Below are 20,918 nucleotides of genomic sequence, written 5' to 3' on the forward strand. Positions count from 1 at the left end.
GCCCTCGGGCTTCCTCCCACCCGGGCCGTACGAGGGACACGCCCCGCACCCCCGACGCCGACGTATGGCGTCGGAAGGTGCGGGGCGTGTCCGGTCTCCCCGTCCGGGAGGGGGAGCGGTCTTCGACCTCCCGCGCCCCGGCTCCCTCCCCGCTCCGGCCCTCTGTACGGACGCGACGACGGCGGAGAGTGCGAACGGCCCCGACACCGCGCCTCCTGAGGCCGTTCCGCGTGTTGCCCGCACCGTCCCCGTGGCGTCCGTGGCCGTTCGTCCCCGAGGCGGTGTCCGATCTGCCGGCGTCATTCAGTTGATGCGTTTGCCCACGATGGAGTTGTCGGGGAAGGCTCCGCTCCGTGTTCCGTCCCATCTGATGTTGATGGTGAAGGAGTTGGCCGTGGCGTTGACGGCCGGCGTCACCTGGGAGGGTGCCGGGGAGCCCGCCGGACGTGTCCACGCGCCGAAGTGGAGGCCGCCGTCGGTGGAGAGGCTCTCCCAGACGTATCCGTCACTTCCGATGCAGGAAATCAACACGCGTTGCTGACCGGCGTACCCGGACTGACCCGGAGAGACGACGGTGTTGGGGTTGCCCTGCCGGGCGGCACCGACGCCGCTGTCGCAGACGGCGGCTCCGTCCACCTGTGTCACGGTGGTATTGCCGCCGCTCGCGTCACTCGTGATCATCCACACGTGATGGTCGGTTCCCGTGATGAAGGAGCGCATCACGGTGTTGTACCGCTCCGTGCCGTAGACGGCGATCTGACTGTCGCCCTCGATGTCCCGCGCGTTCGTGGAAAGTACGGCATGGCTGCTCACCCTCCAGCCGCCGACAGGCGTCACCACGCCGTTCGCCATGTACAGCGACAGGACGCTGATCTGCCGGTACTGGTTCGGTGTGTCGATGAAGAGACCCCCCGCGACGACAGTCGGCAGCGGAGCGCCGATGGCGGCGGCGCCGGCCGGGAGACGTACCCAGGGTGCCCAGAAGTTGGCGGACCCGCTGTTGACCTGGCTGTACCAGATCTCGCCGTCAAGCCCCCTGACGAGCACCATGGCACGTCCTGCGGGCCATTCGATGATGCGCGGTGGGGACGTGGTCCTGCTCGACTGGTCGCCACCGAGGGGATTCCAGTTTCCGCCGTTGTAGCGGAACCACACGTTGTTGTCGGTGCCCCTGGTGACCTCGTACGTAGCGCCATTGATGGTCACCGAGTAAATGCCGGAATAGGCTCTGGCGCTGCCGCCGACGTTCGACCAGTCCGTTTCGGCGGCCGCCGCAGGACTGGCCGTTCCCGCCAGGAGGACGAGGCTTCCGATGATGGCGGCGAGGGTCGCACCCCAGCCGCGGGCAAGTCGCCCGATGGTGAATAGCAAGGTGACTCTTTCTCTCACGCGAGCGGTGTGCGGAAGGAGCCGCATCGACAAAGTGCGAAGATCCCGCGCTCCGGTGCTTCCGTGACAGCTCGCAGGCCTCTGTCGGAGAAGAATTCGATCTCTGCGTACGCGGGTCAACGTATCGACCACGCGGCAGGCCCTCTTGACTCAGCGTGCACGGCCCCTGGCCCGTGCGTGCTCATCCCTCTCCGCCCGGGCCGGGGCCCCGCTCCGGCTCCCGGCTTCGGGTGGGGCGGCCGGGCAGGTGCGGCCGAGGGCCTCACCCGATGCCCCACATTCGCAGCTGCCGCGCCTCGGCGGGCCACGGGGCAGAAACGCCGGCTGCTCCAATGGCTTCCGCGACGTGCTGTGGCAGGGGTGCCGTGTTTGGGTCACAGGGTGACGCCCTGGCGTTCGGTCCGGGCGTGTCCCTCTGGGAGAATCGTATGCGTACAGCCATGCTCGTCCCCGCCCTCGCGCTCACGCTGACCGGAGTCTGCGGGTCCGCCGCTGCGGCGGACGAGAAGTACTCCGACGGCCTGCGGGCCGTCGGTCTCACGATCGACCAGCAGCTCGTCAGCTTCTCCGTGGACGCGCCGTCATCGACGCGCTCGGCCGCCCGGGTGCGGGGTCTCGACGGTGACCGTGCGCTGGTCGGGATCGACTTCCGGGTCCAGAACGGCACGTTGTACGGCGTCGGCGACAAGGGGGGCATCTACGCCCTCGGCGGTGACGCGAAGGCGAGCAAGGTCTCCCAGCTGACGGTGGCGCTGCAGGGCGAGAACTTCGGGGTCGACTTCAACCCTGCCGCCAACCGGCTCCGCGTCATCAGCGACACCGGTCAGAACCTGCGCCACAACATCGACGACCCCGCGGCCCCGCGCACCACCACCGTCGACGGCACGCTGACCAACCCCGCCGTCCCGCCGGCCACCACGCCCACCACCGCCCTGGGCGTCACCGGCGCCGCGTACACCAACAACGACCTCGACACGACGACCGCGACGACGCTGTTCGACATCGACACCACCAACGACCGTGTCTCCCTGCAGTCTCCCGCCAACGCCGGCACCCTCGCCCCCACCGGCGCCCTCGGTGTCAACGCCGGCCCGTCCGCCGGCTTCGACATCTACTACTCGCCCAAGGCGGGAACCAACCAGGGCTTTGCCGCCCTCAGGACCAACAGCGCTTACGGCCTGTACCGCGTCAACGTCCTGAACGGAGCAACCGAGCGCCTGGGCGCCTTCCCCGGCAGCCGGCAGGTCTTCGACATCGCCCTTCCCCTCGACCAGGGCGGTACCGCCCCGCGCGGCGGCATGGACACCGGCGGCGGCACGACCGGCAGCCGCAAGTAGGTCAGGCGCGGTCCGACGGCCTCGTCGGACCGAAACCGGGGGAGTCCTCGCGCACGTGAGGGCAGGGACGCACGGGGACGGGCGGTGGTGCCCGTGGTCACCACCGCCCCGCCCACCAGCATCGTCCTCGCTCGCCGACTCGTTCACGGTCTGCCGCCAGGTCGTCGACGTCGCACTGCGGCAGAACGGCAACCGAGCCCGACTGCGCCGGGGCCGACAGGAAAACCTGTCGGCACCGGCGCAGTCGGGCTCGGCCACGGACGGATCCTCGGGGCCGAGGATGCGGATCACCGCTGCCCCGGCCAGGCGCGTGCGGTCGGCACCACCTGACCGGGGCCCCCGAGCACCTCGGCCCGTCAAAGCCGGGGACCTACTTGCCGTAGTCGCCCATGTGGCCCTCGTGGCCGTTCTGCTTCTCGTCGTGGCCGCCGTAACCGCGGTCGTAGCCGCCGCCGTTGACGCAGGTGTTCCCGAAGCTCGGGTTCAGCAGGCCGACGATGTTGAGGGAGTTCCCGCACGCGTTGACGGGGATGTGGATCGGGATCTGGACGACGTTGCCTGACAGCACCCCCGGCGAGCCGAAGGCGGCGCCCTGCGCTCCGGCGTCCGCGCCGGCCGTGCCCGCACCGGCGAACATCAGCGCGCCCGCGGCCGCTGCCAGAACCACCGTGCTTCTCAGCTTCAACATTGAGCTCTCCGCACTTCCAGTGCCGCCGCTCGGTCGCGACAGCTCCTTCCACGATGCGGGCCCGCCGGCCGCCTGCCCGCCGACACGCCTGGCCACCGCTCGGAGCCCCCCGTACGGCCGCCCTCCCGTGCGCCGTCGGACTCGGCCGGCTACCCCGCGGCACTTCCGCCCGGCGCTGTGCGAAGCCCTCGACGGCATGACGACCCCCAGGAGCGCCATCCGGCCCTCACCCTCGAACGTGCTGCGGACGCGGAGCGGCGGGGTGGACACCGGCGGCCGACCACCTGACGACGTGGACGGCCCGTCGGACGCGACGGGGCCCCGGTGACGGGCCGCGCGCGGGACCACGGCGCGACGCCCGGTGCACGAGGCTCACCGGCGCGATGCTGGTGCCGCCCGCACGGGGCGCTCGGCCCCCTCGACCCGTGCGCCCACCGGCAGGACCGGTGGCCATGGCACGAATGTGCGGCGCGGGCACAACCTTCTGTCGGACCGGCTCGTCACACCAGGCAACCGGAGCCACAACTCCGGCTGACGAAAGGGAAAACCACCGATGTCATCCGCCTTCCGGCGTTCCTGGCCGGCGGCTCTCACCGCCGCGCTCACCGTGGTGCTCGGCACCGTCGTGGTGAGTCCGTCCGCCCACGCCGAGGACGCGCCCACGCTGAAGCTGTCGGTCGCCCGCAGCGAGGTCGGGTTGCCGCTGCCCCCCTATCCCGAGGACTCCCAGCAGATCAGCTGGGGAGTGGAGAACACGGCGGCCGACGTCGCGGCCGAGGACGTCGTCGTCAGCTTCGACATCTCCGGTGTCAGTGCGTTCGCCGACTTCGACTCCACCTGCGTCGACGACCTGTGCGCCTGGGATCCCAAGGAGATCGTCCCCGGTGACGAGGCCCGCGGGCTCCTCGACCTGGACGCCAAGCCGGACGCCGCGCTCGGCGCCACGGGCACCGTCCGCTTCTTCGTCACCTCGTCGAACGCCGCTCCGGCGGAGATGACCGTCAAGGTCACCGTCGGAGCGCTGGGGCTGGGCGTCACCAGGATTCCGGACTTGAAGGGAGCCGAACCCGGCTCGACGCTGGACGCGCCGATCGCGGTGTACAACGCCGGTTCGCTCACCGCGGACGGCGTCGACCTGACCCTTGCCGCCACTCCCGGCCTGGATTTCGCCCAGCAGTTCGCCAACTGCACCTATGAACAAACGACCGGCGTTCCCTCGTCGGGCGGCCAGCCGCTGGCCGGCGCGGTCTGCCACCTCGCCACTCCGGTCGCACCGGGCAAGCGCTACCGGCTCTCCACCCCCGTGGGCGTGACCGTGAAGTCCACGGCTCTCTACGAGTTCGTCGACTACAGGGTCGCGGCGGCCACCGCCTCCGCACCCGCGGACCCCTCCGGCGGACAGGTACTGGGACTCGTCGAGGACGGAAGCGCGCCGAAGCCGGCGAACGATCACGCGGCGTGGCAGATCGAGGCGGACAACACCGCCGACACCGTGCTCACCGGCGCCACCGCGGACGCCACCCCCGGTCATGAGGCCGTGCTGGCCGCGAAGGTGCGCAACGACGGGCCCGCCGTCTTCAATCTGCTGAACTCGGACGCGCAGGTCGGCGTCCTGGTCGAGATCCCCGAGGGCACCACGGCGGTGAAGATCCCCCCGAAGTGCGGGGTGTGGACGGGCGGCGGTACGAACGGCTCCGAACCCGGCGCACCGGCGTACATGTGCGCGGTGGAGTCGCCGTTCACCGTCGGGGAGACGGTGACGTTCCCGTTCACCGTGAAGGTCGAGCAGGGCGCTCCCGCCACCACCTCGGGCGAGCTCACCGTGGGCACGGTGTGGGGAAGTGAGCTGGACGCCGACGCCCACCGGGCGAACAACACCGCACGGTTCACGGTGCGGACGACCTCCTCGGCCGACGGTGCCGCACCGACACCGACACCGACGGCGACGGCATCGGACGCGGACCCGGACGCGGGTAAGGCCGGGGGACGGGCCACGTCCGTACAGACCGGAACCGGAGCCCCGGCCGCGGGGCCGACCACCTCGGGAACCATGGCCGCGACGGGGAGCGGCGCCACACCGGCCATCGCCGCGGCCGGCGCCCTGGCCCTGGTGGCCGGCGGAGGGGTCGCGTTCCTGGCCCGCAGGCGGCGTACCCGTACCGGCACCGGCGGCACGGCCTGATCCGCCGGTCCGATGCGCCGGTCCGATGCGCGCGCCGTGACCCGTCGGCCGTGATTCGCGAGCAGTGATCGGCCCGCCCGGGCGGCCCCCGGGCGGGCCCTGGCGCACCCCGGGCGCACGCCGGGCGGGCCCTGGCGCACCCCGGGCGCGCGCTGGCCCCGCCTCATTGACGCGGCGGGGCGGGCGGCCGAGGGTGGACGTATGGAGACCACGCCGCTGATCCCGACCGCTCCCGTGACCGACTTCGCCACGCTGCGCCGCGCGGCCGCCGACGAGTTCGCGCCGTCCACCACCTACCTGAACACCGCCTTCGCGGGTCTGCTGCCCCGCCGCACCGTCGACGCGGTCACCGGACTGGCCCGGGCCAACGCCGAGGGCGGACCGCTCGGCGCCGGTGACTTGGAGGTGGTGGACTCCGCGCGGGCCGGGTACGCCCGGCTCGTCGGCGTCGGCGCCGACCGGGTCGCCGTCGGGAGCGCGGTCGCGGTGCACGTGGGGCTGATCGCCGCCTCGCTGCCCGCCGGTTCCGAAGTGCTCTGCCCGGAGGGCGATTTCAGCTCGGTCGTCGCGCCCTTCGCGCACCGGGGGGATCTGCGGGTGCGGTACGCCCCGCTCACCGGGCTGCCCGACGCGGTGCGGCCCACCACGGCGCTCGTCGCGCTCTCCGCCGTGCAGTCCTCGGACGGCCGGGTCGCCGACCTCGCGGCCGTACGGGCCGCCGCCACCGCGCACGGGGCCCGGGTGCTGCTCGACACCACGCAGGCGGCGGGATGGCTGCCGCTGGACGCGGGGGAGTGCGACTACACGGTGGCCGGCGGGTTCAAGTTCCTGCTCTGTCCGCGTGGTGCCTCGTTCCTCACGGTGACCGAGGAAGCGCAGGACTCGCTGACGCCGGTCTTCGCCGGCTGGGTCGCCGGCGCGGACACGGAGAACAGCACCTACGGTCCCGTCGAGCGGCTCGCCTCCTCGGCACGCAGGTTCGACACGCCGCCGGCCTTCCTCTCCTACTACGGGGCGGAGCGGTCGCTGGCCCTGCTCGCGGAGATCGGCCCCGACGCGCTGTACGCGCACGCCACCGGACTCGCCGCCCGCTTCCGGGCGGGGCTGGCGCGCCTCGGTCACGACACGGTCCCCGGCGATTCGGCGATCGTCGCCGCCCCCGGACTGGGCGGGCGCCGGGCGGAGTTGGACCGGGCCGGCATCAGCGTGTCCGACCGCGCGGGCAACCTGCGGGCCGCCTTCCACCTCTACAACACCGAGGCGGACGTGGACCGGGCGCTCGACGTGATCGGCTGAGACCTCCGGCGTCCGGCTCTCCCGGCGTACCGCGCCGACGTCATGGCGCCGAGGTACTGCTACGCCGATTCCCGCCGCACCAGTTCGGTGGGGAGGATCACCGCGGCCGGGTCCTCGCCGCCGATCTGGGCCAGCAGCACCCGCACCATCTCGGCGCTGATGCGGTCCCAGGGCTGGCGGATCGTGGTCAGTGCGGGCCGGGAGTCGAGCGCCGCCGGGGAGTCGTCGAAGCCGCCGACCGCGATGTCCTCGGGCACCCGCCGCCCGGCCCGCTCCAGCGAGGTCAGCACGCCCTGTGCCATCAGGTCCGAGGCGACGAAGACGGCGTCCAGGTCGGGGGCGCGGTCCAGCAGCAGCGTCCCGGCGGCCTCGCCCCCGGCCCGGCTGTAGTCGCCCGCGACGACCAGGTCGTCGTCGTAGGGGAGCCCGCACTCGGCCAGCATCTCCCGGTAGCCGGCCAGCCGCTCCACGCCGCCCGGGGTGTCCAGGGGACCGCTGACCGTACCGATCCGGCGGCGCCCCGACGCGTGGAGGTAGCGCACCATGTCCCGGGCGCCGTCCCGGTCGTCGGCCGCCACGTAGCTGACCTTCGAGCCCTGCCCGAGCGGCTTCCCGCAGGTCACGACCGGTACTCCGGCGTCGTGGAGCTGGGCGACCACCGGATCGCCGGAGTGGCTGGAGACCAGCAGGACGCCGTCCACGTGGCCGGCGATGTAGCGCATGTTCCGGCGCCGCTCGGCCTCCGTGCCCGCGATCATCAGCAGCAGCGGTACGTCGTGGGCGGCGAGGGCGCTCGTACAACCCCGCAGCAGCACGTTGAAGTTGGGGTCTTCGAAAAACCGTTCCTGAGGCTCCGTCAGCAGGAAAGCCACCGAGTCGGAGCGGCCGGTGATCAGTGACCTGGCATGCCGGTTGACCGTGTAACCGGTCTTGCGGATAGCCGAGTTGACCGCTTCGAGGGCGGACGGACTGACGTTGTGGCCACCGTTCAGCACCCGGGACACGGTCCCGCGCGACACCCCCGCCTCGCGGGCCACGTCGTGGATCGTCGGCGGCCGGCGGCGTCCCCTTCCCGGCTGCCCGGAGGACGGGGGCGGTTCGGTGCGGCTCATGGTGCGTGTTCTTTCGTTTTCGGGGCCCCCGGGAGAAGGACGGTTCCGGTGGGCCCCGGAGGGGATGGTCAGGACTTTACGGCGCCGCTGAGCAGGTCGAGGCTCCAGAACCGCTGGACGACCAGGAAGAGCGCGATCAGCGGAACGATCGCCAGCAGCGCGCCGGTGATCACCAGGGTATAGAGGGCCGGCGTGTTCGCGCCCTGCTGGAGGAGGGTGAAGAGCCCCAGGGTGACCGGGAACTTCTCGTCGTCGCTCAGCATGATGTAGGGCAGCAGGAAGTTGTTCCAGATCGCGACGAACTGGAAGAGGAAGACCGTCACCAGCCCCGGCAGCATCATCGGCAGCGCGATCGCGCGGAAGATCCGCCACTCTCCCGTGCCGTCCATCCGGCCGGCCTCGATGACGTCCGGCGGTACGGCGGCCGCCGCGTAGATCCGGGCGAGATAGACGCCGTACGGGGAGAGGAGGACGGGCAGCAGCACCGAGAGGTACGAGTCCGTGAGGTCGGCCTCGGCCAGCAGCAGGTACTGCGGGACCGCGAGGATCACCGGCGGCATGAGCACCCCGGCGAGCAGGATGTTGAAGATCGTCTCCCGGCCCCGGAAGCGGTACACGGCCAGCGCGTACCCGGAGACCGCCGACACCGCCGTGGAGAGCAGGGCGCCCACCCCGGCGTAGAAGGCGGAGTTCCCCATCCACTTCCAGTAGACGCCGTCCCGGTAGGCCGAGAGGTCCGAGACGTTGTCGGTGAACCCGGAGCCGGGCAGGAAGGTGAAGGTGGAGAAGAGCTCGCTGCCGGACTTGGTCGACGCCACGACGACCCAGAGCACCGGCAGCAGGCAGTAGACGGCACCGAGCAGGAGCGCGGCCGTCGGTATCGCCGCGAAGCGGCGCGGCGGGCGGCCGGCGCGGGGGGTGCGGGCGGATCGGGAGGTTCCGGTGTCGGCCGGGAGGGTCTGCGTGCTCATCGTGCGTCACCCTGCTTGCTGCGGGAGTTGGCCGCCCGGAGGAAGCCGAAGGACAGGGCCAGGGTGGCGACGGCGATGATGACCGCCTGGGCCGCCGCCGCATAGATGTCGTTGTTGACGAAGGCGTCCTGGTACACCTTCATCAGCGGACTCCACGTGCTGGAGAGGGAGTTGGTGAGCGGCTTGAGCGTGGTGGGCTCGCTGAACACCTGGAGCGTGGCGATGATGGAGAAGAAGAACGTCAGCACCAGCGAGGGCGCCACCATCGGGATCTTGATCCGCAGGGCGGTCTGCCACGGTGAGCAACCGTCCAGCCGGGCCGCCTCGAAGACCTCGGCGGGGATCGCCCGGAGCGAGGTGTAGATGACGATCATGTTGAAGCCGGTGCCGCCCCAGACGGCGATGTTGGCGAGGGCGCCGTAGAGCGGTCCGCCGTCCAGCAGATCCGGCTGCGGCAGCCCGAGGCGGTCCAGCGCGTAGAAGAACGGGCTGACGTCGGGCAGGTAGAGGAAGCCCCACATCAGCGCGGCCACCACACCCGGGATGGCGTACGGCAGGAAGATCGCCAGCCGGGTGAAGCCGCGCAGCCGGACCCGCTCGGTGTCCAGGAGCAGGGCGAAGACGAGTGCGAGGCCGAGCATCACGGGCACGACGATCAGTCCGTACCCCAGGATGCGCAGCGCGCCGTGCAGCAGTTCGGAGTCGGAGAGGGCGTCGGTGTAGTTGGCGAGGCCGGCCCAGACCTCGTCGCGGGCACCCTTTCCGAGGCCCAGGCCCGTGACCTCGGTACGGCGGAAGCTGAGGAAGAGGGCGTAGCCGATGGGCAGGGCGAAGAAGAGCAGGAAGAGCAGGGCGGCGGGGGCCAGGAAGCCGTACGGGGCGCTCTTGACCCCGTACGACCCCCTGCGGCGTGCGGGTGTCACTCGGAGACTCCGAAACCCTGCTTCTCGAGGTCCGCGACGGTGGCGTCCTGCATCGCGGTCAGCGCCGCGCCGAAGTCGGACCTGTCCTTCGCGGCCCTGGCGAAGTTGTCCTTGAAGGCGGTGTACGCCACGTTGACGTTCGGGCCCCAGGCGGCGGGGGCGGTGCCCTTCGCGATCTCGGAGGCCTTGGTGTAGAAGTCGGGCTGGTTGGAGAAGTACGCCGGCGGCTCGGCGAGCGCGCCCCCGGTCTGTGCGGCGGTCGCGGCGGGGTAGATGCCGGACTCCTTCACCAGCGCGGCGAGGGCCGCGGGGTCGGTGTTGAGCCACTTGGCGAACGTCGCCGCCGCGCCCTTGTTCTTCGAGTCGTTGGTGACGGCGGTGGAGGAGCCGCCCCAGCTGCCGGTGACGTTCGCGCCCGCCGTCCACTGGGGGAGCGGGGCCATCGCCCACTTGCCCGCGGTGTCCGGGGCCGCCGTGGTGAGAGTGCCGGGGGCCCAGACCGCGCTGACCCAGGCGATCTGCTTGCCGGTGTTCAGCGCCTTGTTCCAGGCGGGGGTGTACATCGGCTGGTTGTCGATCGCCCCCTCCTTCACCAGGCCGCCCCAGAAGTCGGCGACCTTGCGCGTCGCCGGGTCGTCGACGGCGACCTTCCACGTGTCGTCACCGGTGGTCCACCACTGGGCGCCGGCCTGCTGGGCGAGGCCCGCGAAGAGCCCGGAGTCGTTGGAGGAGAAGGTCGTCAGGTCGGTGCCGGGTGACTTCTTCTTCAGCGCGCGGGCCGTCTCGGCGAACTCGTCCCAGGTGGTCGGGACGGTCAGGCCGTACTTCTCGAACAGGTCCTGGCGGTAGTAGAACATCAGCGGACCGGAGTCCTGCGGCAGCGCGTAGAGGGCGTCCGTCCCCAGCGTCGCCTGCTGCCAGATCCCGTCCGCGAAGGCACCCTTGGCGTCGCCCGCCTCCTTCGAGATGTCCGCGAGGACGTCGTTGGAGACGAGCGTGGGCAGCGCCTGGTACTCCGCCTGCACCAGGTCGGGGGCCTTGTGCGCCTTGGCCGCGGTGATGATCTTGGTGACCAGGTCGTCGCCCGACGCCTGCTTCTTCACCGTGACCGTGATGCCGGTCCTCTTGCCCTCGCCCCTGTTCCAGATGTCCGCGACCTTGTCGAGGCCGGGCGCCCAGGACCAGTACGTGAGGTGGGCCGGGCTCGCGGCGGCGGGCGCGTCGTCGGCGCCGTCGTCCGACGAGCCGCAGCCGGTGAGGAGGGCCGAGGCGGCGAGGACGACGGCCGTGGACAACGCGACGTTGCGGTGCTTCATGGTTTTCCCCTGACGAGAACCGAGGGTTCAGCGCGATTGGTGCGCTGTGAGCGTTCACAGTAGAGAAACGGAACCGCCTCTTGTCAATGGTTGTAACTCTGCGGTTATCTTGGCTTCACACCGCCGACCGGCTCTGTGCACGTTCCCAGAATGGTGCACAGAGAGGATCCACGGGCCCCGTCACGGAGTGGCGGTGCCACCGCAGGACCGACCGGTCGGGGTAATCCGTACCGTCCGGCGGCGCGCCGCCGCCGGACACGGCGACGGGCGACCACCGTCACCGCTGAGAACGCCAGGAGACCCCCATGTCCCACACCGCTCCTCGAGGTCTGGACCGGCTCGCCTTCGGCGGCGACTACAACCCGGAGCAGTGGCCGCAAGAGGTCTGGCCCGAGGACGTCGGACTCATGCGCGAGGCCGGCGTGACCATGGTCAGCGTCGGGATCTTCTCCTGGGCGCTCCTGGAACCCGAGCCCGGCGTTCACGACTTCGGCTGGCTCGACCGCGTACTCGACCTGCTCCACGAGGGCGGCATCCGCGTCGACCTCGGTACCCCGACCGTCGCCCCGCCCGCCTGGTTCTACCGCGCGCACCCCGAAGCGCTTCCGGTGAACCGCGACGGCGTGCGGTACGCCTTCGGCTCACGCGGCGCCATCTGCCACAGCAACCCCGACTACCGCGCCGCCGCCGCCCGCATCACCGAGGAGATCGGCCGCCGCTACGCCGGCCACCCCGCACTCGCCCTCTGGCACGTCCACAACGAGTACGGCGTCCCCGTCTCCGCCTGCTACTGCGACACCTGCGCCGCCCACTTCCGCCGCTGGCTCACCGCCCGTCACGGATCGGTCGAAGCGGTCAACAAGGCCTGGGGCACCGCCTTCTGGGGCCAGCGCTACCGCACCCTCGACGAGATCGACCCGCCGCGCACCACCCCCACCGCCGGCAACCCCTCCCAGCAGCTCGACTACCGCCGCTTCGCCGACGCCACCCTGCGCGAGAACTTCACCGCCGAACGCGACATCCTGCACCGGCTCGCCCCGGGCATCCCCGTCACCACCAACTTCATGACCGCGCTCAGCCAGTGCGACTCCATCGACTACTGGGCGTGGGGCCGCGAGGTGGACCTCGTCACCAACGACCACTACCTGATCACCGACGGCCGCCGCACCCACGTCAACCTCGCCATGGCCGCCGACCTCACCCGCTCCGTCGCAGGCGGCGCCCCCTGGCTGCTCCTCGAACACTCCACCGGCGGCGTCAACTGGCAACCCCGCAACCCCGCCAAGCGCCCCGGAGAGATGGCCCGCAACAGCCTCGCGCACGTGGCCCGCGGCTCGGACGGGGCGATGTTCTTCCAGTGGCGGCAGTCCCTCTCCGGCGCCGAGAAGTTCCACTCGGCGATGCTCCCGCACGCCGGCACCGACAGCCGGATCTGGCGCGAGGTCAGCCGGCTCGGCGCCGACCTCGGCCTCCTCGACGGCATCCGGGGCACCCGCACCGTCGCCGACGCCGCGATGGTCTGGGACTGGCAGTCCTGGTGGGCGCAGTCCCTGGAATGGCGCCCCAGCCAGGACCACGACGCCCGCGAGCGCGCGGACACCTACTACCTCTCGCTCTACGACCGCCACCTCACCGTGGACTTCGCCCACCCCGAGGCCGACCTCTCGGTCTACCCGCTGGTCGTCGTACCCGCCCTCTACCTCGCCACCGAGCAGGCCGGCGAGAACCTGCGCCGGTACGTCGAAGGGGGCGGCACCCTCGTCGTCTCGTACTTCTCCGGCATCGTGGACTCCGACGACAACGTCCACCCCGGCGCCTACCCCGGTGTCCTGCGGGACGTACTCGGCCTGACCGTCGAGGAGTTCTCCCCGCTCGGCGAGGGCGACACCGTCCGCCTCGTCACCCCCGAGGGCCCTTCGCTCACCGGCGACCTCTGGTCGGACGTGGTGGTTCCGCGCGGCGCCGAGACCGTCTGGTCGTACGCCGACGGGATCGCCGGAGGCCGCCCCGCCGTCACCCGCAACCGCCTCGGCGCCGGCACCGCCTGGTACGTCTCCACCCGGCTCTCCGGCCCCGACCTCGACGCCGTGCTCGACCGCGCCTGCGCCGACGCCCGGATCGCCCCGCGCACCTCGCTCCCGCACGACGTGGAGGTGGTCCTGCGCACCGGGGAGCGGGACAGCTACCTCTTCGTCATCAACCACACCGACGGCGACACGAAGATCCCCCTCGACGCCCCCGGCACCGAACTCCTCACCGGCGAGCCCGCCACCGGACACCTCGCCGTCCCGGCGGGCGCGGTCCGGGTCGTACGGCTCGACGCCTGAGGCGCGCCACCGCTCCAGCCGCACCACCGGTAAGCCCCCGTATCCCGCACCACGGTCGAAGGGACATCGACGACGATGCACGGTAAGACGCTGTTCGACAGGACCACCACACACGGACGGGGCGCGGGCGGCCGCCGCACCCCGCGCGGCCGACGCCGGGCCGCCGCCGCGCTGACCGCCCTCGGCGGGCTGCTGCTCGCGGCGCTCCCCGCCCAGGCGGCCCACGCGGCGGCCACCGTCACCGACCCGGGCTTCGAATCGGGGGCCACCGGGTGGAGCACCTACTCCGCCGGCGGCCAGAACGCCGCCTCCTTCACCGAGGCCGGCGGCCGCACGGGCACCACCCGGCTCAGCCACTGGTCGGCCTCCGCCTACAAGGTGGAGACCTACCAGTACCTCTCCGGGCTGACCAACGGCACGTACACCCTCAGCGCGTGGGTCCGCTCCAGCGGCGGCCAGAACTCCGCGTACCTCGCGCTGCGCAACTGCGGCTCCGCCGAACAGCGCACCGACCTGCCCCCCACCGCCAACGGCGCCTGGATCCGCCTGGTGACCTCCGTCAAGGTCACCGGGGGCGCCTGCACCATCAGTCTCCACTCCGACGCCCACGCGGGGGAGTGGGCCAACTTCGACGACATCTCCTTCACCTCGGGCACCACCGGTCTCAGCGTCAAGGGCGGCGACCTCTCCACCCTCCCGAAGAACGAGGCCCACGGCGCCGTCTACCGCAACGCGAGCGGCACCGCCGGCGACGGCATGGCCCTGCTGCACTCCGCCGGAATGAACTACGTACGCCTCAAGGTGTGGGTGAACCCCGCGGACGGCTACAACGACAAGGCGCACGTCCTCGCCATGGCCAAGCGCGCCAAGGCCCTCGGCATGAAGGTCCTCGTCGACTTCCACTACTCCGACGCCTGGGCCGACCCCGGCAAGCAGAACAAGCCCGCCGCCTGGGCCGGCCACGGGTACAGCCAGTTGAGGACCGACGTCTACACCCACACGTACGACGTACTGAACGCCCTCAAGGCCCAGGGCACCACGGCCGACATGGTGCAGATCGGCAACGAGACCAACGCCGGGATGCTCTGGCCCGAGGGCTCCACCGACAACTGGTCCCAGCTCGCCGGCCTCCTCACCTCCGGCGCCAACGCCGCCAAGGCCGTCTCCTCCACCACGAAGGTCGCCCTCCACCTCGCCAAGGGCGGCGACAACGCCGGTACCCGCTGGTGGTTCGACAACGCCGTCGCCCGCGGCGTGCCCTTCGACGTCGTCGCCCTCTCCTACTACGGCTACTGGCACGGAGCCCTCTCCGACCTCCAGACCAACCTCGACGACGCCGCCTCCCGCTACGGCAAACCGGTCCTCGTCGCCGAGACCGCGTACGCCCACACCCTCGCCGACGAGGACGGCCTGGAGAACAACATCGCCACCGCCGACCAGCTCGTCACCGGCTACCCCGCCACCCCGGCGGGCCAGGCCGCCAACTTCCGCGACGTACTGAACGTCGTCGAAGCCGTCCCGAACGGCCGCGGCCTCGGCGCCGTCTACTGGGAGCCCGGCTGGACCGCCGTCACCGGCAGCGGCTGGGACCCGGCCGACCCCTCCTCCGGCAACGCGTGGGAGAACCAGGCCCTCTTCGACTACGCCGACAAGCTGCTCCCGGCCGCCGGCTGGTACGCGCACCGGTAGGCGGCGCCCCGCACGTGACGCACCCCCTGCCGTTCCTCCCGGTCCTGGAGGCACGGCAGGGGGCCCGCCGGATATCCTCCGCAGATGTCGAATCAGTCGGTGGCGGCGGGGATCGGACTCGCCCGCGTCATGGCGCACTGCGGGGGAGACCCGGTCCGTGCGGTGGAGTCGCTGGTGGGAGCGGTAGCCTCGGCACCGTCCGCCCCGGAGCCGTACGCGGCCCTCGCCGAGCTGTGGCACGACCGGCGCCCGGAGCTGGAGAAGGGCCTGGAGGGGGCCGGGTCCCTGAGCGCCGTGCTGGCACAGTCGTACTTCTTCTTCCTGCGGGGGGAGATGGACGACGCGGTGATGTCCCTGGGTTCGGTCACGGGCGCGCGGCCCGACGTCGCCTGGGGCGGCGCACCCTGGTTCGGCGATCCCGGCTTCCTCGGTGCGGTGAGCGCCGAGGCGCTGGCCGAGGCGTGCCTGCGCACCCTGGACCACGGCCCGGACCTGGACGGCGACGAGGCGCGGGAGCGGTTCGCGCCCTGGTTCCACGCCCTCGAGGTGGTGTCCACCCGCAGCCCCGTCCCGGAGTCGCTGGCCGCCATGGCCCGGCTGCCCCGTGCCTGCGGCCGCTACGATCTGGCCTTCGCCCTGTGCGACCGCGCCGACGCCGTCGAGCGGGTCATGTGGACAGCGGTGGCGCGAGCGGTGACCTGGCGCGCCACCGGCGACCTGGACCGGGCCGCGGCGGCCTTCGAGGACGCCCTGATCCTCGACCCCGCCAACTGGTCCCTCCACCTGGACCTGGCGGACCTACGAGCCGAGCAGGGCGACTTCGCCGCCGCCGTGAGCCTCGTCGGACAGGGCCTGGACCACGAACCCCACGAGCCCTCCCTGCGCGCGGCGTCCGCCGCGTACCGCGCACGTCTGACCGGTTCGTCCGACGAGCTGACGGCCCTGATCACCCTGGCACCCCAACTCGTGGACACCACCTACCGGAACCTGCTGATCGACCACGCGTGCGCGGGGCCCGGTCTTCCGCCGGACCTCGTGGCCGGGGCCCGTCGTGTCCGCGCGGGCTGAACGCGCCGGACCCGGTGGGCCCCCGGGGCGGGGGCCGGGAGGACGGCCCGTGTACCCGCAGGGCTGAGAACCCGCCGTTCCCGGCCTCTCCGGCTCACTGCCCCGTGCCGGAACGCCATCCCCGCCGACGGGCCCGGGTCACCGTGAAGAGGGTGTACCCCAGGGCCGCCAGAGCCACCACCACGCCGGCGGCCACGGCGACCGCGGTGTCGTGCGCACGGCTCGCCGGGGTCGGTGGCAGCACCACGGGCCGGACCGGTGCCACGGGGGCGGCGGGCGACCAGGGGGCGGTGACCGCGGCCACCGGATCGACCGTGCCCGCGCCGACGAGCCCCGTTTCCACCGCCGGCATCCGGTAGGCGGACGCGACGATCCTGGCCGTGATCTCGGGCGCCTTCGCGTCGGGACGGGCGGCGGCCACGAGCGCCGCCGTCCCGGCCACGAAGCCCGTGGCCAGGTCCGCCCCGCTGCCGGTGACATGGCCGCCGCCGGGTCCCACGCTCATCACCGAACCGCCCGGCGCCGCGATGCCGGGGGCGGTGCGTGGGAGGACCGTCAGGTCGGGCGAGCCGCCCGGTACGACCGCCGCGACGGCGAGCACCCCCGGCAGCGCGGCCGGGAAGGCGGCGGGCGCGGCCTTCTCCTCGGTCCCCGGGCTCGCCGGGGCCGCGTAGGCGGGTGCGACGACGACGCTGCCGGCCTTCCGGGCCGCCGCGACGGCCGAGGTCAGCGCGCCGCTGCCGCGCGGCAGGGCGAGGGGCACGGCGACGACCCGGGCGCCGCCTGCCACGGCGGCCCGGATTCCGGCCGCCAGCCGGTCCGCCGGTACCACGCCGTCGTCGCCGGTGACCCGGATGGCCAGGACCCGCGCCCCGGGCGCCACCCCGACGAAGCCCGTCCCCGCGCGGGGGGCTGCGGCGATCAGGCCCGCGACGAACGTCCCGTGCCCGGCGCAGTCCTCGCCGCCGCCCCGGTCCGTCCCGCCGTCCAGATCCGGGCCCGCCTGGACCCGGCCCGCGAGGGCGGGGGAACGGGTGGCGTCCACCCCGGTGTCCACCACGGCGACCAGGACTCCCTCGCCCCGGGTGTGGGCCCAGGCACGGGGGTAGCCGAGGTAACCCTGCGGCCAGGGGGTGCTCTCCACCTTCCGGCGGGACGGCTGCACGCAGCCGCCGCCCTCGGGCGTCAGCGAACTCACCACGGGCAGGGGCTCGTCGCCCGCGCCGTCCGCGAGGGCGGGGGCCGCCCCCGCCGCGGCAAGGAGGAGGCCGGCGCCGAGGAGGACCGCGTGTGCCGTCAGGCGGAGTCGCAGGCTCAGCACACGAGGTCCTCGGGGAGCAGGGTGGTGAGGTCTTCCACCGACGCCTCCGGCATCGCGCTGAGGCGTCCCGCCTGACGTGTCATCATGCGCTCCAGCACGGTGCGCGCGTACCGTGCGTTGCCGAAGGCGGGCCCGCGCTCCACCGTGCCGAAGTGGTCGCGCAGCCGCTCCAGCGTCCCCGGTGGGCAGGTGTACTTCTCCCGTGCGCACATGCCCACGACGATGTCGACGAGTTCTCCGGCGTCGTACGAGGTGAAGGGCACCGTCCGGCCGAAGCGCGAGGCCAGGCCGGGGTTGGAGGACAGGAAGCGGTCCATCTCCGGGCCGTAGCCGGCGACCACCACCGCCGTGTCCTTGCGGTGGTCCTCCATGAGTTTCAGCAGGGTGTCCACCGCCTCCCGGCCGAAGTCCGAGCCACCGGCCCCCTCGGGCGTCAGGGTGTACGCCTCGTCGACGAACAGCACCCCGCCGCGCGCCCGTCCGAAAGCCTCCGCGGTGAGCCGCGCGGTGTGGCCGACGTACCGTCCGACCAGGTCGGCGCGGGCGACCTCCACCAACTGCCCCCGCGGCAGTACGTCGAGCGCGCCGAGCAGTTCCCCGTACAGGCGGGCCACCGAGGTCTTGCCCGTGCCGGGAGGCCCGGTGAACACCAGGTGGTGGCCGATCGCCGGGGCGGGCAGTCCGTTCTCCCGGCGCCTGCGGGCAGTGGTCAGAAGGTTCACCAGGTCCTGGACCTCACTCTTCACGCCGGCCAGCCCGGTCAGTGCGGACAGCCGGCCCAGGGCGGCCTCCAGGCGTCCGGCGTCGCCGCCGGGCCCACCGCAGCCCCCGGCGGCGGCCGTCGCCGCCTCCCCGACGTCCGAGGGCAGCAACAGCGACAGCTCCTCCTCCGAGACCGTCTCGTTCCCCGCGAGCCGGAGTGCTTGCCGGTCCACCATCTCCTCGAAGGTCCGCCTCGCCTCCCGGGCGTTGCCGAAGGACTCGTCACGCGTCATCCGGGCGAAGTGCGGCACGAGGGCGCGCCGGGTGTCCTCCGCGAGCGTCAGCCGGCTGCGCGCACAGAGCGCTTCGACGATCGTCACCAACTCGTCCACCTCGTAGTTCTCGAACTCCACGGTCCGCCCGAACCGGGAGCCGAGGCCCGGGTTGGACTCCAGGAACGACCGCATCCGGCCCGAGTAGCCCGCGACGATCACCACCACGTCGTCGCGGTGGTCCTCCATGAGTTTCACCAGGGTGTCGATGGCCTCCTGGCCGAAGTCGGCCCCGCCCGAGCCGGCCTCGGCGGACAGGGTGTATGCCTCGTCGATGAACAGGACCCCGCCCAGGGCCCGTTCGAACAGCTTCGTCGTCCGCTGCGCCGTGCTGCCCACGTACTCGCCCACCAGGTCCGCGCGGGCGGCCTCCACCAGATGGCCCGAGCGCAGCACGCCGAGCCCTGCGAGGATCGAGGCGTACAGCCGGGCGACAGTCGTCTTGCCCGTACCGGGGGGGCCCGCGAAGACCAGGTGGCGGACGGTGGCGGGGACGGGGAGTCCCATCTCGCGCCGTCGCCGTGCCAGCTTGCTCAGGTTCACCAGGGTCGCGACCTGCTCCTTGACCTGCCGGAGCCCCACGAGCTCGTCGAGCACGGCGAGGGACCTGGCGGCAGCGTCCTGCGAAGGCGCCTCGTCCCGGCCGGCACCGTCGCCGCGTGCGCCGAGCACGTCGGGCTCGCCGTTCTCCCTGCTGTCCAGGTCGTCGGCGGACACCCGCCCGTCGGCGGCGGTCTGCCGCACACCGGCGGCACGGTTGCCCGTGATCGCGCACCGGGTGACGCGGACGGGCCTCTCGCTCGCCACCCGCAGGCCGTCGCCTCCGGAGCCGCCGAGGTCGCAGTCGGTCAGTTGAGCGGCCGCCCCCGGGCCGATCAGCACGCCGTGGGTCCGGCTTCCGCTCACCCGGCTGCCGACGGCGACCAGTTCGGCGGGACCTTCCACCGAGATGCCCTCCGACCCGGCGTTGTCGACCGTCACCCCGGTCAGCGTGACGGCCGCCTCGCCGGTCACCCGCAGACCCGGCGCGGAGCTGTCGCGGAGCACCGTGCCCTGGAGCGTCGGGCGGGACGCCTCAACCACCGCTCCGCAGCCGCCCGCCCCGGTGACGGTGCCGTCCTCGACGGTGCCCCGCGCGCCGTCGCGGAAGAACAGTCCGTGGCCGCCGCTGAGGACGACGTCCACCCCGCGCAGTGAGGGGTCGGCGCCGGCGACCACGACGCCGTGCCCGGCGGGCCGCTCCACGGTGACGGCTTCCAGCCGGGGTGCGGCCCCGCCCTCGACGACGGCGCCCTCGGACCGCCCTCCGGCGATCGTGGTACGGACCAGAGCGGGCGCGGAGTCGTCCCGTACGAGCAGCCCTGCGGCGGTCGAGCCGGTGACCCGGCAGTCGGTGAACGTACCGCGCGAGCGGTCGGTGGCGGCGATGCCGTGGCCCCCCGAGCCGGCCGCCAGGAACCGGTCCACCCGGGGGTCGGCGGCACCGGAGAGCAGCATGCCGTGGGTGGTGCTGCGCTGCGCGACGCAGTCGTCGAGCACGGGGCCCGCGCCGGAGGAGAGGTGGAAGCCGATGACGCACTCCTCGGTGCGGACCTCGCTCAGCCGGGTCGAGCACCGCTCCTCCAGGGCGACGCCCGGTTTGAGGGTACGGACGACGGTGAGCCGTTCGACCGAGCCGGCGGCCCGGTCGCCGGCCAGCAGGCCGTTGCCGCGCGCGTCGCGCACGGTGCAGCCGCGCACGGTGGTCACCGCGCTCTCGCCCAGCACCAGCCCGGAGCTTCCCAGGTGTTCGAAGAGGCAGTCCTCGACGACGCTGCGACGGGGCGAGAGATCCACGAGTCCGGCACCGCGGCCGTTGGTGACCACGCAGTCCCGCATCGCGAGGGAACCGGTGTCGCGGGCGAGCAGCGCGGTCCAGCCGTTGCCGTGGACGGTGCAGTTCTCCAGTTCGGCCTGGCCACGCGGCACGTCGACGACGGGGGCGTCCTCGTCCGCGCCGCGCAGCACCAGCCCGGACAGTTTCACCGCTTCCGCGAGGACCTGGACCGCGCTGCCGTCCCGGGGGGCTATCTCGGGGGGCGAGGCCGGATCGTCGGCGATCAGGGTGAGCATCTTGGTGATGGAGAGGCTTTCGTCGTAGCGGCCGGGCCGCACCCGCACCACGCTGCCGGGGCGGGCGGCGCCGAGGGCCGCCGCCAGGGTGGTCCCGGGCGTGGCGACGAGGGTCTGGCGGGCCATGGAGTTCCTTCCGCGGTACGTGGTCGT

14 protein-coding genes are annotated in these 20,918 nt (G+C 72.6%); 6 read left to right on the forward strand and 8 right to left on the reverse strand.

All coding sequences use genetic code 11. From position 1 onward, the window contains the following. Positions 1 to 303 precede the first annotated feature (303 nt). Complete coding sequence (locus PZB77_RS24820; protein WP_275494837.1) at positions 304 to 1,371, reverse strand: hypothetical protein; 1,068 nt, start codon at positions 1,369 to 1,371, stop codon at positions 304 to 306. A gap of 446 nt (positions 1,372 to 1,817) precedes the next feature. On the opposite strand from PZB77_RS24820, the gene PZB77_RS24825 reads away from it, so the two are divergent. Continuing rightward, positions 1,818 to 2,726 carry a DUF4394 domain-containing protein gene (locus tag PZB77_RS24825; protein ID WP_275494838.1) on the forward strand — a complete coding sequence of 303 codons (909 nt, stop codon included), beginning with the start codon at positions 1,818 to 1,820 and terminating at the stop codon, positions 2,724 to 2,726. Positions 2,727 to 3,096: 370 nt separating this feature from the next. Here PZB77_RS24825 and PZB77_RS24830 read toward each other — a convergent pair whose 3' ends face one another. Further along, positions 3,097 to 3,414 carry a chaplin gene (locus PZB77_RS24830; RefSeq protein ID WP_275494839.1) on the reverse strand — a complete coding sequence of 106 codons (318 nt, stop codon included), beginning with the start codon at positions 3,412 to 3,414 and terminating at the stop codon, positions 3,097 to 3,099. Positions 3,415 to 3,967: 553 nt separating this feature from the next. Here PZB77_RS24830 and PZB77_RS24835 point away from each other — a divergent pair. Both PZB77_RS24835 and PZB77_RS24840 read left to right on the forward strand, forming a co-directional pair. Beyond that, complete coding sequence (locus PZB77_RS24835) at positions 3,968 to 5,596, forward strand: hypothetical protein (protein ID WP_275494840.1); 1,629 nt, start codon at positions 3,968 to 3,970, stop codon at positions 5,594 to 5,596. 201 nt (positions 5,597 to 5,797) lie between these two features. After that, positions 5,798 to 6,892: an aminotransferase class V-fold PLP-dependent enzyme gene (locus PZB77_RS24840; RefSeq protein WP_275494841.1), complete on the forward strand. Its 1,095-nt coding sequence runs from the start codon at positions 5,798 to 5,800 to the stop codon at positions 6,890 to 6,892. 59 nt (positions 6,893 to 6,951) lie between these two features. On the opposite strand, the gene PZB77_RS24845 is transcribed toward PZB77_RS24840, so the two are convergent. From PZB77_RS24845 to PZB77_RS24860, 4 genes are all read right to left on the reverse strand, one after another. Continuing rightward, complete coding sequence (locus PZB77_RS24845; protein WP_275494842.1) at positions 6,952 to 8,004, reverse strand: LacI family DNA-binding transcriptional regulator; 1,053 nt, start codon at positions 8,002 to 8,004, stop codon at positions 6,952 to 6,954. Between the two features lie 68 nt (positions 8,005 to 8,072). Continuing rightward, the gene (locus PZB77_RS24850; RefSeq protein WP_275494843.1) at positions 8,073 to 8,975 is read right to left on the reverse strand and encodes a carbohydrate ABC transporter permease; all 903 of its coding nucleotides are present in this window, start codon (positions 8,973 to 8,975) and stop codon (positions 8,073 to 8,075) included. Next, complete coding sequence (locus tag PZB77_RS24855; protein WP_275494844.1) at positions 8,972 to 9,898, reverse strand: sugar ABC transporter permease; 927 nt, start codon at positions 9,896 to 9,898, stop codon at positions 8,972 to 8,974. The genes PZB77_RS24850 and PZB77_RS24855 overlap by 4 nt, the downstream gene beginning before the upstream one ends. Further along, positions 9,895 to 11,214 (reverse strand): extracellular solute-binding protein, encoded by a 1,320-nt coding sequence (locus PZB77_RS24860; RefSeq protein ID WP_275494845.1) that lies wholly within the window; start codon positions 11,212 to 11,214, stop codon positions 9,895 to 9,897. Before PZB77_RS24860 ends, PZB77_RS24855 begins: the two co-directional genes overlap by 4 nt. Positions 11,215 to 11,519: 305 nt before the next feature. On the opposite strand from PZB77_RS24860, the gene PZB77_RS24865 reads away from it, so the two are divergent. The 3 genes from PZB77_RS24865 (at position 11,520) to PZB77_RS24875 (ending at position 16,298) form a co-directional block, all read left to right on the forward strand. Then, entirely contained in the window at positions 11,520 to 13,541 is a 2,022-nt protein-coding gene (locus tag PZB77_RS24865; protein ID WP_275494846.1) for a beta-galactosidase, read from the forward strand. 75 nt (positions 13,542 to 13,616) lie between these two features. Continuing rightward, entirely contained in the window at positions 13,617 to 15,230 is a 1,614-nt protein-coding gene (locus PZB77_RS24870; protein ID WP_275494847.1) for an arabinogalactan endo-1,4-beta-galactosidase, read from the forward strand. Between the two features lie 84 nt (positions 15,231 to 15,314). Next, on the forward strand, positions 15,315 to 16,298 hold the full coding sequence (locus PZB77_RS24875; protein WP_275494848.1) for a tetratricopeptide repeat protein: 984 nt from the start codon (positions 15,315 to 15,317) through the stop codon (positions 16,296 to 16,298). A gap of 94 nt (positions 16,299 to 16,392) precedes the next feature. On the opposite strand, the gene PZB77_RS24880 is transcribed toward PZB77_RS24875, so the two are convergent. Together PZB77_RS24880 and PZB77_RS24885 are read right to left on the reverse strand one after the other, a co-directional pair. After that, complete coding sequence (locus PZB77_RS24880; RefSeq protein ID WP_275494849.1) at positions 16,393 to 17,619, reverse strand: S8 family serine peptidase; 1,227 nt, start codon at positions 17,617 to 17,619, stop codon at positions 16,393 to 16,395. Beyond that, a complete protein-coding gene (locus PZB77_RS24885; RefSeq protein ID WP_275494850.1) occupies positions 17,613 to 20,891 on the reverse strand; it encodes an AAA family ATPase in 3,279 nt (1,092 codons plus the stop codon). Before PZB77_RS24885 ends, PZB77_RS24880 begins: the two co-directional genes overlap by 7 nt. Positions 20,892 to 20,918: the final 27 nt, after the last annotated feature.

This window comes from Streptomyces sp. AM 2-1-1, assembly GCF_029167645.1.
Lineage (GTDB): Bacteria > Actinomycetota > Actinomycetes > Streptomycetales > Streptomycetaceae > Streptomyces.

What these genes read in the sequence shown, in the direction of transcription:
- PZB77_RS24885 (WP_275494850.1), bottom strand. Translation starts at nt 20,891, where the DNA reads ATGGCCCGCCAGACCCTCGTCGCCACGCCCGGGACCACCCTGGCGGCG.
- PZB77_RS24835 (WP_275494840.1), top strand. Translation starts at nt 3,968, where the DNA reads ATGTCATCCGCCTTCCGGCGTTCCTGGCCGGCGGCTCTCACCGCCGCG.
- PZB77_RS24840 (WP_275494841.1), top strand. Translation starts at nt 5,798, where the DNA reads ATGGAGACCACGCCGCTGATCCCGACCGCTCCCGTGACCGACTTCGCC.
- PZB77_RS24825 (WP_275494838.1), top strand. Translation starts at nt 1,818, where the DNA reads ATGCGTACAGCCATGCTCGTCCCCGCCCTCGCGCTCACGCTGACCGGA.
- PZB77_RS24830 (WP_275494839.1), bottom strand. Translation starts at nt 3,414, where the DNA reads ATGTTGAAGCTGAGAAGCACGGTGGTTCTGGCAGCGGCCGCGGGCGCG.
- PZB77_RS24845 (WP_275494842.1), bottom strand. Translation starts at nt 8,004, where the DNA reads ATGAGCCGCACCGAACCGCCCCCGTCCTCCGGGCAGCCGGGAAGGGGA.
- PZB77_RS24865 (WP_275494846.1), top strand. Translation starts at nt 11,520, where the DNA reads ATGTCCCACACCGCTCCTCGAGGTCTGGACCGGCTCGCCTTCGGCGGC.
- PZB77_RS24850 (WP_275494843.1), bottom strand. Translation starts at nt 8,975, where the DNA reads ATGAGCACGCAGACCCTCCCGGCCGACACCGGAACCTCCCGATCCGCC.
- PZB77_RS24860 (WP_275494845.1), bottom strand. Translation starts at nt 11,214, where the DNA reads ATGAAGCACCGCAACGTCGCGTTGTCCACGGCCGTCGTCCTCGCCGCC.
- PZB77_RS24875 (WP_275494848.1), top strand. Translation starts at nt 15,315, where the DNA reads ATGTCGAATCAGTCGGTGGCGGCGGGGATCGGACTCGCCCGCGTCATG.
- PZB77_RS24870 (WP_275494847.1), top strand. Translation starts at nt 13,617, where the DNA reads ATGCACGGTAAGACGCTGTTCGACAGGACCACCACACACGGACGGGGC.